The organism is Halomonas alkaliantarctica (genome assembly GCF_029854215.1).
GTDB lineage: Bacteria > Pseudomonadota > Gammaproteobacteria > Pseudomonadales > Halomonadaceae > Vreelandella > Vreelandella alkaliantarctica_A.
Genome location: NZ_CP122961.1, coordinates 1,595,911 through 1,610,558, shown reverse-complemented (window position 1 = coordinate 1,610,558; position 14,648 = coordinate 1,595,911). Strand labels below are relative to the sequence as shown.

Annotated in this window: 18 protein-coding genes; 5 read left to right on the top strand and 13 right to left on the bottom strand. The window is 54.0% G+C overall.

The features are described from left to right. Nucleotides 1-118: 118 nt before the first annotated feature. The 3 genes from rpsI to zapE form a co-directional block, all read right to left on the bottom strand. Complete coding sequence (rpsI, locus tag QEN58_RS07260) at nt 119-508, bottom strand: 30S ribosomal protein S9 (protein ID WP_022523918.1); 390 nt, start codon at nt 506-508, stop codon at nt 119-121. A 13-nt stretch (nt 509-521) separates the two neighbouring features. Further along, on the bottom strand, nt 522-950 hold the full coding sequence (rplM, locus tag QEN58_RS07255) for a 50S ribosomal protein L13 (RefSeq protein ID WP_022523919.1): 429 nt from the start codon (nt 948-950) through the stop codon (nt 522-524). A gap of 184 nt (nt 951-1,134) precedes the next feature. After that, the gene (zapE, locus tag QEN58_RS07250; protein ID WP_280106449.1) at nt 1,135-2,331 is read right to left on the bottom strand and encodes a cell division protein ZapE; all 1,197 of its coding nucleotides are present in this window, start codon (nt 2,329-2,331) and stop codon (nt 1,135-1,137) included. 208 nt (nt 2,332-2,539) lie between these two features. Here zapE and QEN58_RS07245 point away from each other — a divergent pair, with 208 nt between their 5' ends. After that, nucleotides 2,540-2,998, top strand: a complete 459-nt coding sequence (locus QEN58_RS07245) for a Z-ring associated ZapG family protein (RefSeq protein WP_280106448.1) — start codon at nt 2,540-2,542, stop codon at nt 2,996-2,998. 56 nt (nt 2,999-3,054) lie between these two features. On the opposite strand, the gene QEN58_RS07240 is transcribed toward QEN58_RS07245, so the two are convergent. After that, on the bottom strand, nt 3,055-3,816 hold the full coding sequence (locus tag QEN58_RS07240) for a Nif3-like dinuclear metal center hexameric protein (RefSeq protein WP_280106447.1): 762 nt from the start codon (nt 3,814-3,816) through the stop codon (nt 3,055-3,057). Between the two features lie 128 nt (nt 3,817-3,944). Here QEN58_RS07240 and QEN58_RS07235 point away from each other — a divergent pair, with 128 nt between their 5' ends. Next, a complete protein-coding gene (locus QEN58_RS07235; RefSeq protein WP_280106446.1) occupies nt 3,945-5,210 on the top strand; it encodes a Do family serine endopeptidase in 1,266 nt (421 codons plus the stop codon). 83 nt (nt 5,211-5,293) lie between these two features. On the opposite strand, the gene hisD is transcribed toward QEN58_RS07235, so the two are convergent. The 9 genes from hisD to QEN58_RS07190 all read right to left on the bottom strand — a co-directional run bounded on the left by hisD (nt 5,294) and on the right by QEN58_RS07190 (nt 12,188). Then, nucleotides 5,294-6,610 carry a histidinol dehydrogenase gene (gene hisD / locus QEN58_RS07230; protein WP_280106445.1) on the bottom strand — a complete coding sequence of 439 codons (1,317 nt, stop codon included), beginning with the start codon at nt 6,608-6,610 and terminating at the stop codon, nt 5,294-5,296. 25 nt (nt 6,611-6,635) lie between these two features. Continuing rightward, entirely contained in the window at nt 6,636-7,289 is a 654-nt protein-coding gene (gene hisG, locus QEN58_RS07225) for an ATP phosphoribosyltransferase (RefSeq protein WP_280106444.1), read from the bottom strand. A 47-nt stretch (nt 7,290-7,336) separates the two neighbouring features. Beyond that, a complete protein-coding gene (gene murA / locus QEN58_RS07220; RefSeq protein WP_280106443.1) occupies nt 7,337-8,599 on the bottom strand; it encodes a UDP-N-acetylglucosamine 1-carboxyvinyltransferase in 1,263 nt (420 codons plus the stop codon). A gap of 10 nt (nt 8,600-8,609) precedes the next feature. Beyond that, nucleotides 8,610-8,861, bottom strand: coding sequence for a BolA family protein (locus QEN58_RS07215; protein WP_007114696.1), 252 nt, complete (start codon nt 8,859-8,861; stop codon nt 8,610-8,612). A 93-nt stretch (nt 8,862-8,954) separates the two neighbouring features. After that, nucleotides 8,955-9,293 (bottom strand): STAS domain-containing protein, encoded by a 339-nt coding sequence (locus QEN58_RS07210; protein ID WP_280106442.1) that lies wholly within the window; start codon nt 9,291-9,293, stop codon nt 8,955-8,957. Beyond that, nucleotides 9,290-9,931 (bottom strand): MlaC/ttg2D family ABC transporter substrate-binding protein, encoded by a 642-nt coding sequence (locus QEN58_RS07205; RefSeq protein WP_425270323.1) that lies wholly within the window; start codon nt 9,929-9,931, stop codon nt 9,290-9,292. Before QEN58_RS07205 ends, QEN58_RS07210 begins: the two co-directional genes overlap by 4 nt. 101 nt (nt 9,932-10,032) lie before the next feature. Then, on the bottom strand, nt 10,033-10,497 hold the full coding sequence (gene mlaD / locus QEN58_RS07200) for an outer membrane lipid asymmetry maintenance protein MlaD (protein ID WP_280106440.1): 465 nt from the start codon (nt 10,495-10,497) through the stop codon (nt 10,033-10,035). Nucleotides 10,498-10,513: 16 nt separating this feature from the next. Continuing rightward, nucleotides 10,514-11,314, bottom strand: a complete 801-nt coding sequence (mlaE, locus tag QEN58_RS07195) for a lipid asymmetry maintenance ABC transporter permease subunit MlaE (protein WP_280106439.1) — start codon at nt 11,312-11,314, stop codon at nt 10,514-10,516. A 49-nt stretch (nt 11,315-11,363) separates the two neighbouring features. Continuing rightward, nucleotides 11,364-12,188, bottom strand: coding sequence for an ABC transporter ATP-binding protein (locus QEN58_RS07190; RefSeq protein WP_280106438.1), 825 nt, complete (start codon nt 12,186-12,188; stop codon nt 11,364-11,366). 307 nt (nt 12,189-12,495) lie between these two features. Between QEN58_RS07190 and QEN58_RS07185 the strand changes: the two genes are divergently transcribed. Genes QEN58_RS07185 through lptC form a run of 3 tightly spaced genes read left to right on the top strand, consistent with a single transcriptional unit; the run spans nt 12,496 to nt 14,638 of the window. Continuing rightward, entirely contained in the window at nt 12,496-13,482 is a 987-nt protein-coding gene (locus QEN58_RS07185) for a KpsF/GutQ family sugar-phosphate isomerase (protein WP_280106437.1), read from the top strand. A gap of 43 nt (nt 13,483-13,525) precedes the next feature. After that, nucleotides 13,526-14,068, top strand: coding sequence for a KdsC family phosphatase (locus QEN58_RS07180; protein ID WP_280106436.1), 543 nt, complete (start codon nt 13,526-13,528; stop codon nt 14,066-14,068). After that, on the top strand, nt 14,069-14,638 hold the full coding sequence (gene lptC / locus QEN58_RS07175) for an LPS export ABC transporter periplasmic protein LptC (RefSeq protein WP_280106435.1): 570 nt from the start codon (nt 14,069-14,071) through the stop codon (nt 14,636-14,638). It begins immediately after the preceding gene. Nucleotides 14,639-14,648: the final 10 nt, after the last annotated feature.

The window sequence follows — 14,648 nt, the reverse complement described above, 5'->3', positions numbered from 1 at the left end:
CGCTATGCACAAGAACAACCGCTCGTGACCATAGTGGTACGAGCAATATAATTTTTTGATATTCCAATAAAAAACGCCCAGGTCGATGACCCGGGCGTTTTGCCGCATAGCGTAAAAATTAACGCTTGGAGAACTGCGGACGACGACGTGCTTTGCGCAGGCCGACCTTCTTACGCTCAACTTGACGTGCGTCACGCGTTACGTAGCCAGCGGCACGTAGCGAAGGACGCAGGTCTTCGTTGTAGTTCATCAGGGCACGTGTAATGCCGTGACGAATGGCGCCAGCTTGAGAAGAGCCACCGCCACCAGCGACAGTCACGAAGATGTCAAACTGGTTCAGGGTTTCAGTCAATTCAAGCGGCTGGCGAACAACCATACGACCGGTAACACGACCAAAATAAAGGTCTAGGTCTTGGTTATTGACAGTAATTTTGCCAGAGCCCGGCTTCATAAACACGCGAGCGGTGGAAGTCTTGCGGCGCCCGGTACCGTAATACTGCTGTGTCATGGCGAAGATTTCCTCAGAGGTTCAGTTCAAGCGGCTGTTGGGCAGCATGCGGATGCTCGTCGCCAGCATACACTTTCAATTTAGTGTACATGGCACGGCCCAAGGGACCTTTCGGCAACATGCCTTTAACGGCAGACTCAATGATACGCTCGGGCGCATGATCGAGCATTTTGTCGAATGTCATAGAGCGCAGACCGCCCGGGTAACCAGTGTGGCGGTAATAGGTTTTTGCCTTCGCCTTATTACCGGTTACGTGGACTTTCTCTGCGTTGATGACGACGATATAGTCGCCAGTATCAACGTGAGGAGTAAATTCGGGCTTATGCTTGCCACGTAGGCGGCGAGCAATCTCGGTTGCCAGACGACCGAGCGTTTTGTCCGTAGCGTCGACTACATACCAGTCGCGCTGGACGGACTGCGGCTTAGCACTGAACGTCTTCATGGATGAAATCACCAGATTAAATGTATTGGGTGACTTACACCGTTATACGGCGAAGCACCATCCCTATTCTTTTTGGTTGCTGGCTTAACCCAGCAACATGCAGCGAGGCGGCATTCTACAGTAAGGCTACTGACAAGTTAAGCCGTATTCTGACTTTTTTACTTAGCCGACGCCGCGTAAAACCCTAGGGCTTGTGTGCCAGCGCCAAGTACTCCTTGGACTGCATCTCTTGCAGACGAGAGAGCGTCCGCTGGAACTCGAACGTTAGCTTGCCATCGCGATACAGCTCTTCAATTGGCGCTTCCGCGGACATCAGTAGCTTGACGCCACGATCATAAAACTCATCGACCATATTGATGAAGCGGCGCGCCTGATCATCCTGTTTGGCATCCATACATGCCACATTGGAAACCAGCACTGTATGGAACTCCCGGGCTAGCTCAATATAGTCGTTTTGACTCCTAGGCCCATCGCAGAGCTCAACAAACTCAAACCAAGCGACGTCATCATGCAGCCTGCGGGGTTTCAACACACGATGGTTTATCTCTAGCGACGCCTCTGCCTCCCCCTCATGCCCGGCTATTTCCCGAAAGCTGCGCGCTAGTTCGCGTTCAGCCGCCTCATTCAGCGGCGAGTAAAAGATGGCCGCTCGCTCTAATGCGCGCAGTCGATAATCAACCCCAGAGTCGACGTTAACCACCTCACAATGGCGGTTCACAAGCTCAATGGCTGGCAAAAAGCGCGCCCGCTGAAGGCCATCTTTGTACAAATCATCAGGCACGATGTTAGAAGTCGCCACCAACACTACTCCGCGCTCAAATAGCGCCTCCAGCAGGTTGGCAAGAATCATTGCATCGGTAATATCTTTGACAAAAAACTCATCAAAACAGATAACCCGTGCTTCGGTGGCAAATTTACCCGCGATTAGGGTCAACGGATTCTTTTCACCTTTGTAGTGGGTCAGCTCGTTATGGACGCGCTGCATAAAACGGTGAAAATGGGTACGCATTTTATCAGGAAAGGGTAAGGCCTCATAAAAGGTATCGACCAAGTAAGTCTTACCACGCCCTACCCCGCCCCAAAAATAGAGCCCCTTAACTTGAGGCAAGACAGGCTCATCAGGTGACGAGGATTTCTTACCCATCAACCCCGCCATTTTGGCTTTTAACCCTTTATGCAGCCCTTTATTAGCGACCAGCGCTTTGGGGGCGGTCGTTGGCGCCGCGACGAGCTCCTCATAGAGGCGCTGCAGATGCTTTACCGCCAACTCCTGGGCTGCATCATATTGAAAATCATCGCGCTCCAAGTCCGCTCGATAGCGCTCTATTGGCGATGCAAGGCGCGTTTTTGACGCTGCCCTACCCGCAGATGTTGATGACATGCACTTGCCTCCCACAGCATTTAAGGCAGCAGCCAGTACAACCACTGGCAACCTTAAGAAGGCTGTGATTATACCTGCAGAGACATCTAAGCGCATGAGCGGATTGACCCAACCGGCTGACTGACGCCTATAATGGCAGCCTGTTCGATTCTTAAGCTGCTAGCGAATGCAGCCTAACTGTTATATTCAAGGCGCCAGGGAGAACACTGTGGACGCGAGCTCACCATTAACGTTTGCCATAATCGGCTTTATCGTCGGCTTGATCGTTGGAGCGATTGCTTATCGCCTCTTCAGCAAAAGCCAGCGCGAGGCGGCTTCCATGCGCCAAAAACTACTCGAACGCGAGCACCAGATTGCCGAGATGAAGAGCAGCGTGGGCAGCCATTTAACAGGCATTTATCAACGCCTAAGCAATATCCGCGATGAAGCCAACCAGTTAGAGCTTCAACTCAAAGAGGACGCAGAGGAGTGGAATATACGCGACGCAGCCATTCAGCCTAGCCTTGACCTCTCGGGCATCGATTCAATGCAAGAGCCGCAGGCAGCTTTGGACGCGACCACTCCCGCCACACCCCGCGACTATGCCGATGGCAAGGGCGGCACGTTATCTGAAGATTTTGGTTTGAGAGGCAATGAGGTGGCGACACCCCAGCCACCGCGCTACTAATATAATGACTGTTTTGCCCCGGCGTCGGACATCAGCGATCCGGGGCATTTAATGTGTCAAGCAGGATTATCAATATCCACAAAGCGGTGTTCGACATCGTACTCATCGCTTAGCCATTCACCCAGTGCCTGAATCCCATAACGTTCGGTAGCATGGTGTCCCGCGGCGATATAGTGAATACCCATTTCCCTCGCCAGGTGGGTAGTTCGTTCAGATATTTCACCTGAAACGAAGGCTTGAGCGCCGGCCTCAAAGGCGGCTGTGATCATGTCCTGGGCACCACCGGTACACCAGGCGACACGCTCAATAGCCCCCACCTGTGGGGCTTCAATGACCAACGGTTCGCGCAGTAAGGCTTGCCCTATTTGCGCTGCCAGTTCGCTGACCGAATGTGGCTGCGGCAAACGACCTGACCATAAAAGCCCCTCTCCCAATTCGCCATCAATACACCCCTCTACTTTCCACCCCAGGCGTCGGGCCAGCTCAGCATTATTACCGATCTCTGCATGCGCATCCAGGGGCAGATGATACACTAACAGGCTAATATCATGATCAAGCAGGGTTTTAATCCGTCGCTGCTTCATGCCGGTAATCGCCACCGGCTCGTTTTTCCAAAAATAGCCGTGATGTACCAGCACCATATCCGCCCGCCAAGCCACGGCTTCATCCAGCAGCGCTTGGCAGGCAGTCACGCCCGTCATGATACGCTTGACTTGCTCGCCTCCCGCCACCTGTAAACCGTTAATCGTAAAATCTTTAAATTCAGACGCACGTAACTGATGGTCACAGGCCGCCACTAACTGGTCACGATGAATCATATTGAGTCCTTTATTGATTAAACTGCACCCGTGAGGTACTGACTAAGAAAGTGTTACCATAAAACTATTGTAAAACTCGCTGTTTTTTATCGCGAACAGTGAGACTGACCCGTTAAGGAATTGATTGCATGCGACGCTACGTGCTGCCTTACCTATGGCCTGTTATCACTGGCGTGCTGCTCGCTTTGGTGATCCTATTTGCGCTCCCCGAGCAGTTGCCCAACCCATTTCGTGAGCCATCACCACAAGCCCCTCAACCTCCTGTTCCGGTTATTTCTTCGATTCCTACAGTAGTAGAACCGAATGCCAATCGCCCTGCTCCGGAAATTCACCAGGCAGCGCCACTATCCCGCAATGAGGGGCCCGTCAGTTACGCACAGGCAGTGGAACAAGCCGCGCCTGCGGTGGTTAATATTTACTCTTCGCGCATTGTTGAGCGCGACCAACACCCGCTGATGTCAGATCCTTTTTTTCAGCAATTTTTTGACAACCAGGGTGATGACGCAACGACCCACCAGCGCATGCTCTCAAGCTTGGGCTCTGGCGTTATTGTCAGCGAGGATGGCTACGTGCTGACCAATCACCATGTCATCAACGGCGCCGATGAAATCCAGGTCGCTCTGCGTGACGGACGCGAAACCCTTGCCGAGGTGATCGGCACAGACCCTGAAAGTGATTTAGCTGTGTTGAGAATTAACCTGGACGATTTGCCGGTAATTGAACTGACAGACTCTGCCGACGTAGCGGTGGGCGACGTAGCGCTTGCCATCGGCAATCCTTTCGGCGTGGGCCAGACAGTCACCATGGGCATCATTAGCGCCACAGGGCGAAACCATTTAGGGCTAAACGCCTACGAAGACTTTATTCAAACAGACGCAGCCATCAATCCCGGCAATTCAGGCGGTGCACTAGTCAACCCCGAAGGCGCAATGGTTGGCATCAATACGGCGATATTCTCGCGCTCTGGAGGCTCTCAGGGTATTGGTTTTGCCATTCCCGCCAACCTTGCCCATAGCATTTTGGACGAACTAGTCACCCAAGGGCGAGTAATTCGTGGCTGGCTGGGCATTGAAGCACAGGCACTATCAAGGGAACTGGCGGCCTCCTTTGGACTGCAAACACCCCAAGGGGTGATAGTAGCCGGCGTAGTTAGCGGAGGGCCCGCCGCTAAAGCAGGGCTTGAGCCAGGCGATGTACTCCTCTCTGTTGACGGTCAGCCTATTCTAGATGCCCGCACCACGATGAGCGACATTGCCTCTATCCCACCCGGCACCTCGCTACCGTTAACCATCGTACGTAGCGGTGAGCGCATGGAAATGACGCTGGAAGTGGGAGAGCGCCCGCTACCCACCATCCCGATTAATCAAGAGACGCCCGGCCAACGCGACTCATAGCATGCCTACAATCACATAGTAACTAATCGTCCAGTGACTAATACACGGCTAGTGATATGAGCGCGCTGGCCGTAGCGGGAGCATCAATCGCTAATCCGGTACTCCGCTGAGCGGGCGTGGGCGGTCAACGACTCACCCCGCGCCAATACCGAGGCGATTTTACCCAGCTCAGAAGCGCCGTCTGCGGAGCAGTGAATAATCGAAGAGCGCTTCTGGAAATCGTAAACACCCAGAGGTGAAGAGAAGCGCGCCGTGCCAGAGGTAGGCAGCACGTGATTTGGTCCAGCACAGTAATCACCCAGCGCCTCTGCGGTGTAACGTCCCATAAAGATGGCACCAGCATGACGAATATCGTCTAACCACGTTTCTGGGGCAGCGATCGAAAGCTCCAGGTGTTCAGGGGCGATCCGGTTAATCAGCGTAATCGCCTCCTGGGCGTCCCGGCAGAGCACCAACGCTCCTCGCTTACGCAGCGACTCACGCACGATTTCTTCACGCTCTAAGGTCGGCAGCAGCCGCTCAATGGCCGCTTCGACGGCATCTAAGTGCCCAACATCCCAGCTCACCAAGATCGCCTGGGCATCCTCGTCGTGCTCGGCTTGAGAAAATAGGTCCATCGCCAGCCAATCAGGATCGGTCTGACCATCGGAAACCACCATAATTTCCGAAGGCCCTGCAATCATATCGATTCCCACTTGACCAAATACTGCACGCTTAGCCGTGGCCACATAAATATTGCCCGGCCCAACTATTTTATCGACTCGAGGGACACTTTCCGTGCCGTAAGCAAGCGCTGCGACCGCTTGGGCGCCACCGATGGTAAACACATAATCGACACCTGCCAGGTGGGCCGCAGCCAGCACCAGTTCATTGAGTACGCCATCAGGGGTAGGCACGACCATAACAATTTCGCGCACGCCGGCCACATGGGCAGGAATGGCATTCATCAGCACCGACGAGGGATAAGCCGCTTTTCCGCCAGGAACATAAATACCGGCGCGATCAAGCGGGGTGACTTTCTGCCCCAGCACCGTGCCGTCTGCCTCTTCGTATTGCCAGGAGTTGGGCTTTTGGCGCTCGTGGTAGCGTTTAATCCGCTCGGCAGCGCTGGAGAGCGCCTCACGCTGCTCGGTGGGCAAGTTGTCAAATGCTCTTTTCAACTGCTCCGGCGTTAATTGCAGCTCGTCCATAGAGGTAGCAGAAAGCCGGTCAAAACGGTTCGTGGCTTCCACCACCGCCACATCGCCGCGCTGCTTTACGCTGGCAAGAATTTCTTCGACCCGCGCCTGAACCGCTTTGTCAGACACCCCTTCCCAATCTAACAGTTCATCAAGTCGCGGGTTAAAGGCAGCATCACTTGTCGATAGCCTTGAAATCGTCGCAGTTGTCTGTTTGCTCATGGGTTCACTCATGGGTCACCTCACATCATTCGGCAAGCTGGGCCTGACGCTTTTTGACCGCAGTACCCAAGCGCTCTAGTAACGGCTTAATACGCTCGTGCTTCATAGTCATAGCGGCCTTATTCACCACTAGCCGGGTGCTGATATGGGCAATAAGCTCACGCGGCTCCATACCGTTTGCCCGCAACGTATTGCCAGTATCGACGATATCGACAATTTCATCGGCGAGGTTCATTAACGGCGCCAGTTCCATAGCGCCATAAAGTTTAATCACCTCGGCCTGAATTCCCTGCTCGGCATAGTAGCGTCGGGCCACATTAACAAATTTCGTTGCCACCCGACGCCGGGCATGGGCTGGTAATTGACCGGTCACACCCGCTGTCATCAACTTACAGCGGGCAATCTCCAAATCCAGCGGCTCATAAAGCCCTTCGGCACCGTGTTCAAGCAGCACATCTTTACCGGCAATGCCGACATCGGCTGCCCCTAGCTGAACGTAGGTGGGCACATCGGTGGCGCGGATAATCACCAGTTTTACGTCGGGCAAGTTGGTATCAAATAGCAGCTTACGACTTTTGCTTAAATCCTCTGCGGGCGTAATACCCGCATCGGCTAGCAGTGGCAGCGTCTCTTCCAGAATACGACCCTTCGAGAGGGCTAAAATCAGTTGCTTACTCATCGTGTCGCCCAGTGTTTATTAGCATGCAGGGGCTCAGCAGAAATGGTCTAACCAGGAATACGGCGAATGCGCGCACCCAGTAGCTGCAATTTCTCTTCGATACACTCGTAGCCGCGGTCAATGTGGTAGATACGGTCTACAAGAGTTTCACCCTCGGCCATCATGGCCGCAATCACCAGCGAAGCCGACGCGCGCAAATCGGTTGCCATTACCGGTGCACCGGAAAGCTTCTCGACCCCTTCAATCAAGGCGGTGTTGCCTTCCAGCACAATATTGGCGCCCATTCGGTTTAGCTCTTGCACGTGCATAAAGCGGTTCTCGAAGATGGTCTCAACCACCCGAGAGTGCCCCACGGCCACGGCATTCATGGCGACGAACTGTGCCTGCATGTCGGTAGGGAAAGCAGGATAAGGCGCCGTACGAATATTCACCGCTTTGGGGCGCTTGCCGTGCATATCCAGGGCGATCCAGTCGTCGCCACTGGTGACTTCGGCACCCGCCTCTTCCAGCTTGGCGATGACCGCATCCAAGATGTCGGCCCGAGTGCGCTTGACCTTCACCCGCCCGCCAGTCATGGCGGCAGCCACTAAAAACGTGCCGGTCTCGATACGGTCGGGCATGACATCGTGTTCGCAGCCGTGCAGTTTTTCGACGCCTTCGATAGTAATGGTATCAGTGCCTTGGCCGCTGATTTTAGCGCCCATTTTGATCAAGCACTCTGCCAAGTCGACGATTTCAGGCTCGCGGGCAGCGTTTTCTAGAATGGTTTTGCCATCGGCAAGCGTCGCCGCCATCAGCAGGTTTTCAGTACCGGTCACAGTCACGGTATCAAAGTAGATAGTCGCCCCTTTTAGGCGACCGTCGACCCGCGCGCGGATATAGCCCGCCTCAACCCGAATCTCCGCCCCCATGGCTTCTAAACCGCGGATGTGTAAATCCACCGGGCGCGAGCCAATGGCGCAACCGCCGGGTAGAGACACATCGGCTTTACCGAAGTGGGCAAGTAAAGGGCCCAGCACCAGGATGGAGGCACGCATTTTCTTCACGAGTTCATATGGCGCGTGACACTGGGTCACCTGGGAGCCATCCAACTGAATACTCAGCTTTTCGCCCATCACCGGCTCAACGCCCATGCGGCCAAGTAGCTCTAGCGTAGTGGTAATATCCTGCAAGTGCGGCAAATTACCGATTACCACAGGGCCATCGGCCAACAAGCTGGCACACAGAATAGGCAGCGCCGCATTTTTAGCGCCGCTCACCCACACTTCACCGTCTACCGATCCGTTGCCGGTAATAATTAATTTATCCATGGGGCGACCGTTATTGGACGTTTTCCGGTGCAGTTTGCCACTGCGCCGGAGTAAACGTTTTAATGCTAATAGCGTGGAGCGCGCCCGAGGCTATCTCATCGCTCAGCGCAGCATAAACAAGCTGCTGACGTTTAACCGGAGAGAGACCTTCAAAGGCATCGCCAACCGCAATCACCTGAAAGTTACAGCCTTCACCCTGGATATGGAACTGGCATCCGTCAATACGGGATTCAAGCAGTGCTTTTACCTCGTTGGGTTGCATGGCGCAGAAAACTCCTTTGGGGTCGTCGTTATTAATGAACGTAATTAGATCGACATAATAAAGAAAAGCAGTACGCTTGGCGATGCCGAGGCGTTAAACGGCCAGAGTAGTTGCCGGCTGATCGATCAAAGCATCCAACTCAGCCAAGGAGGCAAGTCGGCGTAGCGGAGCTGAAAAAAGAATGGCTTGGATCTGAATACCGCGCTGCCGACAAATTCGAAGCCATTCAAACAGCACGCTAATGGCGGCACTACTGGCTTTTTCAACGCGACTAAAATCTAAACTTATCGAGGTTAGCTCGGTGTGCTTGAGCCATTTAACACCACTGGCGGCCAAATCGGCCGCCAACGTTACCTCCACATCACCTGCTACAATCAAGGTAGCGTTTTCTGCGCTAACCGTGACATTGGGGTGTGAAAACAGCGCTGTCACGCATCGCCTCCCTGCTCAAGCTCGTCAACACCCACTTCAGGCGACCAACCGTCAATAACCGCGTCATAATCCCGGTTGTTATCGCGCATGGCTTGATCAAACTGATTGCGGAATGTCAGGCCCAGGTTAATACCATTAACGATCACATTAACTACCCGCCATTCGCCGTCGGAGAGCCGCAGACTATAGCTTACGGGGTACACTTCTCCGTTACTGGCCACCACTTCCATGGCAACGCTGGCCTGGTCGTCATAGCGCTGAGCCTGCTGGGCATCCAATACCCGCAGCTCATCATAATCAAACGTCACCAGCCCGCGGGTGTAGGTATCAATCAGCGTTTGGCGAAATACGTCAACAAAACGGCTACGCTGTTCAGGCGTAGCGTTGCGGAAATAGTTGCCCATCACGCTAGCACCGATGTAGCGGAAGTCAGCCACTTGATCCAGATTGCTATCCACCAGCTCTTCGAGCTCGCCAAGGTTGTTGGCGTAGTAATCTTTGCGGCCATCAAGATCAGCCATCAGTGACTCAACGTTATCGCGAATCATCGCTTCTGGTGTCTGAGACTGCGCCTGTGACTGTAGCGGCACCATTAGCAAAGCCATCATCATTACCACCAAAAACAAACGACCCATCATCAAGTTCGCTCCGTTCATAACCATTATCTCCCTACCCTTTATTGCATTGTGCCCGTTATTGCACTGGGTTAGTGCCTGTTTAGTGCCTGTCATTTGAAACACTAGCTACTTGCCATATTGGACACAAACTGCTGGATAAGCTCTTCCAGCACCAGCGCCGACTGTGTGTCGCGAATGGTGTCGCCATCTTCAAGCATCTCTGGGTCGCCGCCCACACTAAGACCAATGTACTGCTCACCTAACAAGCCTGCAGTCAGGATAGAGGCAATCGAATCTTTTGACAGCTGGCCTTCAAGCTCGCTATCCAAACTTAGCACTACCCGCGCATCGAACCATTCCGTATCCAGCTCAATGGCCTCTACCCGACCTACCGTTACGCCAGCCATAGTGACCCTGGCGCGCGGCTTTAAGCTGCCAATATTGGCAAAGTTAGCCTCTAGCTGGAACGACTGCGTGGGCGCAGAGAGCGTCAATCCACTAACACGCAAGCCGAGGAACACAAGCCCTAGGATGCCTGCCACCATAAACAGGCCAACACCGAACTCCATGGTTTTACTGCGTTTCATGAAACTGCTCCAGCCATTAAAGGCCGCCAAACATGATGGCGGTCAACACAAAATCAAGCCCCAATACTGCAAGCGACGAATACACTACCGTGCGTGTAGTAGCACGGGAGATACCTTCAGAAGTGGGCACCAAATCATAACCTTGGAACACCGCAATCCAGGTCACCACTAACGCAAACACGGCGCTTTTGATCATGCCGTTACCAATATCATTGATAAAGGTCACGTTGGCCTGCATGTTGCTCCAGTAGGAACCTTCAAAGACGCCTAGCCATTCAACGCCCACCAGGTAGCCCCCCCAGATACCCACCACGCTAAACCCCACCGTAAGGATAGGCAGCGAAACGAACCCTGCCCATAAGCGGGGAGCCACCACGCGACGCAGCGGATCAACACCAATCATCTCCATGCTGGTGAGCTGCTCTGTCGCTTTCATCAAACCGATCTCGGCGGTAAGCGCGGAGCCTGCCCGCCCGGCAAATAGCAGCGCCGCCACAACCGGCGCTAGCTCACGCAATAGCGAAAGCGCCACCATTTGGCCCAGCGCCTGCTCAGCCCCGAAATCGACCAGAATGGTATAGCCTTGCAACGCCAGCACCATGCCGATAAACAGCCCCGAGACCAGCACAATGGCTAGCGAAAGCACGCCGACAAAGTGCATCTGGTGCAACCATAATCGCCAACCTTCTCGGGAAGGCACACCAATCGCCGACTGGAATAGAAACACGCCAGCTCGACCTACTGCTTCCGTCAAGTCGCACCCTCGGCGTCCCAGTCGGGTAATCCGCGCGGCGCTGTTAGAGAATTTTGACTGCATTAACCCTGCCCTTTATTTACCCTGCATTTGTGCATTTAAGCTAAATTTGTCAACTGCCTATCTGTTTCGCAGGAGCTTCACCCAAAACATCTTGATAAAACGCCTCAGCAGGATAGTGGAACGGCACTGGGCCATCGGGTTCGCCATGAATAAACTGACTAACCCGCGGATCTTGATTAGCGTCCAAAGTTTGCGGCGTACCATGAGCCACCACTTGGCCATCAGCAATCAAATAGAGGTAGTCCGCAATACTCAAGGTCTCCTTGATATCATGAGAGACCACTACAGAGGTGAGCTGCAGCGCTTGATTAAGGCGCTTAATTAGCTGCACCAACACGCCCATTGAAATAGGATCCTGGCCAACAAACGGTTCATCATACAGAATCAACTCGGGATCCAGCGCCACCGCACGCGCCAACGCCACCCGGCGCGCCATCCCTCCGGAAAGCTCTGCAGGTGTTAAGTGTCGCGCTCCGCGCAACCCGACGGCCTGTAGCTTGAGCAACACCAGATCACGCACCATAGTATCAGGCAAATCCGTATGCACTCGCAGCGGAAAGGCCACGTTCTCGAACACATCCAAATCGGAAAACAGCGCACCACTCTGAAACAGCATTCCCATGCGCTTGCGTAGCGTGAATAGCGCCTTCCGGGAGAGTTTATGAACATCCTGCCCATCAATGAGTATCCGCCCGCTCTCCGGGGTCAACTGTCCACCGATCAGCTTCAGCAACGTCGTTTTACCGGTGCCGCTTGGCCCCATGATCGCCGTCACTTTACCCCGTGGTATGGTCATATTCACGCCACGGAAAATTTCGTGATCGCCACGTGAGAAATAAAGGTTTTCAACTTCTATAAAGGGTACATCGGTCATTGATCAGTTGACTCTTAACGAGGCGTAGCTAGGGCTAAATATCATACCCTACTTGCTACTACCGTAGTTAGAAAACAGTGTTTCCAAAACATTATCGAACATTGTACTATAACCTCATACACCATTACTGAGCGAATGAGCTTTACAGTTAATTAATAAAACCGCTGGCAAGCAAATCCCTAGCTCAGGCCCACTTATCACCCAAGCCACCTGGGGTATTGAGCCCAATTACTGCCTATAAGCGGTGTCGAGATGTTATTCTTGGCGGTTACTACTTTTATATTTTCAATCGTTAAGAGAAAACGCTATGCGCCAGCCTCTCGCTTCATCCAGCCTACTACGCGAAAGCGCACTGCGTACGCTGCAAATTGAGCAGGCAGCGATTGGAGGCCTCCAGGCTAAACTAGACGAAAGCTTTGACCGCGCCTGCGAGCTAATACTCGCCTGCCAAGGCCGTGTGGTGGTGACGGGCATGGGCAAGTCGGGGCATATTGCGGGCAAGCTGGCGGCAACGCTTGCCAGCACAGGCACACCGGCTTTTTTCGTTCACCCAGGTGAAGCCAGCCACGGCGATCTGGGCATGATTACCCGTGCTGATGTAGTGCTGGCGCTATCTAACTCCGGTGAAACTGCCGAAGTCACTGCCCTGCTACCACTACTTAAACGCCTGGGCATACCGCTGGTCAGCATGACGGGTCGGCCAAACTCCACGCTTGCCAAACACGCTGACGCGCACTTAAACAGTGGCGTTGAGCGTGAGGCTTGCCCGCTGGACCTCGCCCCTACTAGCTCCACCACCGCCGCTCTCGCTCTGGGTGATGCCCTGGCCGTGGCGTTACTGGAGGCACGCGGATTTACCGCTGAAGATTTTGCGCTATCTCACCCTGGCGGCAGCTTAGGCAAGCGCTTACTGCTACGCGTTAGAGACCTGATGCACGACGGCAAGCGCTTGCCCCAGGTCGCATTGGGCAGCCCGTTGCGCGACGCCTTACTGGAGATTACCCGGCAAGGGCTTGGTTTTACCTGCGTAGTGGATAGCGAAGGGCGATTGGCCGGGGTTTACACCGATGGCGACCTACGCCGCACGTTAGATCAGTTCCATAATCTGCGCGATGTACTCGTTGATGATGTCATGACCCGACCAGGCAAACGTATTGGCCCCGACATCCTGGCGGCCGAAGCGGTACGAATCATGGAAGAGAGCCGTATTACCGCGCTAGCGGTGGTTGATGAACAACATCGCCCTATTGGGGCTCTACACATGCACGACCTGCTCGCCAGTGGTGTTATTTAATTATATCCGTCTGACTTTAAGAATTTACTAACATGGAGGCTCTATGACCCTATCTGCTGCGCTACTTGATCGACTTCGTCGCGTACGTCTATTGACGCTGGATGTTGACGGTGTACTCACCGACGGCCGCCTCTACTTTCAGGCCGATGGTATCGAAATCAAAGCGTTTCATACCCAGGATGGCCATGGGCTAAAACTTCTCAAGCGTGTGGGCGTACATGTTGCGCTGATTACCGGACGAGACTCCCCAATGGTAAGCCATCGCGCCGCCGCCCTGGGTATCGATCATGTCCATCAAGGCTGTGAAGACAAGCTCGCCACCCTAAGGGGGCTCTGTCAGCGCCTCGATATCGAGCTTGATCAAGTGGCCTATTGTGGCGACGACCTCCCCGATCTAGCGGCGATTAAGCGTTGCGGCGTTGGCATTACCGTACCTAACGCACCGGATTATATGCACACCCACGCCGACTGGACCACCGAACGCCTGGGTGGCCACGGTGCCGTGCGCGAAATCTGCGATACCCTGCTTGAAGCTCAAGGGCACTGGGGCGCGGTGCTCGACACCTACTTGCACGGCCGCAGTTAAATGGTTAAACGCATTAAAGTACGCATCTGGCTAACCGGACTGGTTATTGCCTTAGGGGCTCTATTGGTATGGATTGACCCCCGCGGGCCTCAAGACATTAGCATCGATCCCGACGCGCAGGCCCAAGAGCCAGGGCACGTACTGAAAAATGCTGAAATTACCCTGTTCGGCGATAACGGCAACGTTTTGCAGTCGCTAAAAACGCCGCGACTTATCCATACGCCGCAGCGAAGCGAAACCTGGGCGGAAGAGCCCCAAGCGGTACTTTACGATAGTGAAAATCGTCAGTGGTTGGCGAGCGCCGATGTAGGCACGCTCAACACTGCTACCCAGGCCCTGCTGATGTCGGGCTCGGCCAGACTGATCGCACCGGATGAAGGCTGGCAGCTTGATACCGAGCTATTGCATTATGATGGCCTTAATCAACATGCCTGGAGTGAAACACCTGTATTATTGCAGCAACCGCCCCAGCAAATGAGCGCTTCACGTATGGACGCGTGGCTTAATACCAGCCAGGTCCGCCTAAATGATAATGTGCGCGGCACACACCCCCCTGCCACGCAACCTTAAGAGGAGCCGC

What these genes read in the sequence shown, in the direction of transcription:
- murA (WP_280106443.1), bottom strand. Translation starts at nt 8,599, where the DNA reads ATGGATAAATTAATTATTACCGGCAACGGATCGGTAGACGGTGAAGTG.
- zapE (WP_280106449.1), bottom strand. Translation starts at nt 2,331, where the DNA reads ATGTCATCAACATCTGCGGGTAGGGCAGCGTCAAAAACGCGCCTTGCA.
- rpsI (WP_022523918.1), bottom strand. Translation starts at nt 508, where the DNA reads ATGACACAGCAGTATTACGGTACCGGGCGCCGCAAGACTTCCACCGCT.
- mlaE (WP_280106439.1), bottom strand. Translation starts at nt 11,314, where the DNA reads ATGCAGTCAAAATTCTCTAACAGCGCCGCGCGGATTACCCGACTGGGA.
- QEN58_RS07240 (WP_280106447.1), bottom strand. Translation starts at nt 3,816, where the DNA reads ATGATTCATCGTGACCAGTTAGTGGCGGCCTGTGACCATCAGTTACGT.
- QEN58_RS07185 (WP_280106437.1), top strand. Translation starts at nt 12,496, where the DNA reads ATGCGCCAGCCTCTCGCTTCATCCAGCCTACTACGCGAAAGCGCACTG.
- lptC (WP_280106435.1), top strand. Translation starts at nt 14,069, where the DNA reads ATGGTTAAACGCATTAAAGTACGCATCTGGCTAACCGGACTGGTTATT.
- QEN58_RS07235 (WP_280106446.1), top strand. Translation starts at nt 3,945, where the DNA reads ATGCGACGCTACGTGCTGCCTTACCTATGGCCTGTTATCACTGGCGTG.
- rplM (WP_022523919.1), bottom strand. Translation starts at nt 950, where the DNA reads ATGAAGACGTTCAGTGCTAAGCCGCAGTCCGTCCAGCGCGACTGGTAT.
- QEN58_RS07215 (WP_007114696.1), bottom strand. Translation starts at nt 8,861, where the DNA reads ATGCAACCCAACGAGGTAAAAGCACTGCTTGAATCCCGTATTGACGGA.
- hisD (WP_280106445.1), bottom strand. Translation starts at nt 6,610, where the DNA reads ATGAGCAAACAGACAACTGCGACGATTTCAAGGCTATCGACAAGTGAT.
- hisG (WP_280106444.1), bottom strand. Translation starts at nt 7,289, where the DNA reads ATGAGTAAGCAACTGATTTTAGCCCTCTCGAAGGGTCGTATTCTGGAA.
- QEN58_RS07190 (WP_280106438.1), bottom strand. Translation starts at nt 12,188, where the DNA reads ATGACCGATGTACCCTTTATAGAAGTTGAAAACCTTTATTTCTCACGT.
- QEN58_RS07180 (WP_280106436.1), top strand. Translation starts at nt 13,526, where the DNA reads ATGACCCTATCTGCTGCGCTACTTGATCGACTTCGTCGCGTACGTCTA.
- mlaD (WP_280106440.1), bottom strand. Translation starts at nt 10,497, where the DNA reads ATGAAACGCAGTAAAACCATGGAGTTCGGTGTTGGCCTGTTTATGGTG.
- QEN58_RS07205 (WP_425270323.1), bottom strand. Translation starts at nt 9,931, where the DNA reads ATGATGGGTCGTTTGTTTTTGGTGGTAATGATGATGGCTTTGCTAATG.